Genomic DNA, 1,564 nt, shown 5'->3' on the forward strand with positions numbered 1-1,564 from the left:
CGCCCTGCGGCCCTTCCACGAAGACCCCTATCACCAACTGCGGATTGTCCGCGGGCGCGTATCCGATGAACGAGGCGGTGTATCCGCAGTATCCGCCGCAGCTGGCCACGTAGCGGTTCGCGGTGCCGGTCTTGCCGGCCACCCGATAGCCCGGGATCTGCGCGGACGTGCCGGTTCCGGCGTCCGAGACGACGGATTCCATCATCTCGGAGACCTGCTTCGCGGTGGCGGCGGACACCACCTGGGTGCGCGCCGGGGCCGGCGCGGCCGTGTATCTGCCGTCCGCGCCGACATATCCCTTGACCAGCGTCGGAGTGACGCGGACCCCCTCGTTCGCAATCGTCGCGTAAACACTCGTGGCCTGGATCGCGTTCACTGACAGGCCCTGGCCGAACGCGACGGTGTACTGCTGGGAATGATTCCAGTCGGCGGCCGAGGCGAGGATGCCGGGCGATTCGCCGGGCAGCTCGAGACCGGATTTCCGGCCCAGCCCGAAAGCGGAGAAATAGTCGTACAGTATGGCGTTGCGTTCGGCCATGTTGTTCGGTGAGAGTTGCAGCGACGTCAGGTCGGTGCCGATGTTGCTGGATTCGGCGAGGATGCCGTTGAGGGTCAGGTGCTCGGTGCCGTGCGCGGTGTCGTCGTGCACCACGTAGCCGTCGCCGGTGTTCAGCGTCGGCGGCACGACCACCTTGGTCATCGGGTTGGTGACGCCCTGTTGGATCTCCGCGGACATGGTGATCACCTTGGCGACCGAGCCCGGTTCGAACACGTCGGAGAGCGCGTCGTCGCCCAGCTGCTCGGCGGTGGCCGTTCCCGGATTGTTAGGGTCGTAGGTCTGCGAGGTGGCCAGCGCCAGGATCGCGCCGCTGCGCGGATCCATCACGACGACCGTGCCGAGGGCGGCCTTGGTCTTCGCGACCTCGTCGTCGATCGCCTGCTGGGCGGCGTACTGGATCTTGCTGTCCACGGTCGTCTCGACCGAGGTGCCGTTCTCGGCGGCCTGCTCGTTGATGCCGGTGGTCGGGATCTCGTAGCCGTACGCGGCCTGGTAGGAGATCTTCCCGTTCGTCCCGGACAGCAGCGAGTTGTACTCGGACTCCATCCCGGAGCTGCCCTCGCCCTGCGCGTTGACCAGGCCGACGACGTTCGCGGCGACGGCGCCCTGCGGGTAGACGGTCTTCGGGTCCTGGTTGCCGGTGATGCCGACCAGCCCGAGCGCCTTGATCTTCTTCCACACGGACGGGGTGACCTGCTTGGCGAGCACCGCGTACTGCGAGCCCGGCTTCGCCAGCTTCGCGCGCAGCGCGGCGACGTCCACGCTGCCGGGCGGGTTGCCGAGGTAGGCGGCGAGCTTCGAGGCGTAGACGGCCGGGTCCTGCTTCTGCTGGGAGATCAGCAGCGGGTCGGCGATGACGTCCACCGCGTCCACCGACTCGGCGATCGGCTGGCCGGACGCGTCGAGTATCGAGCCGCGGGTGGCGTACAGGGTGACGTCGGCGGTCCGGTCGGCGGCGGCCTTCGCGGCGTAGCCCCCGGCATCGGTCACCTGGAGCTGCACGAG

1 protein-coding gene is annotated in these 1,564 nt (G+C 68.3%); it reads right to left on the reverse strand.

The features are described from left to right. The coding region (locus KDK95_RS34575) for a peptidoglycan D,D-transpeptidase FtsI family protein (protein ID WP_212522578.1) at window positions 1-1,549 on the reverse strand (1,549 nt) is incomplete at its 3' end. Window positions 1,550-1,564: the final 15 nt, after the last annotated feature.

The sequence above is a fragment of the Actinospica acidithermotolerans genome (genome assembly GCF_018139625.1).
Classification (GTDB): Bacteria; Actinomycetota; Actinomycetes; order Streptomycetales; family Catenulisporaceae; genus Actinospica; species Actinospica acidithermotolerans.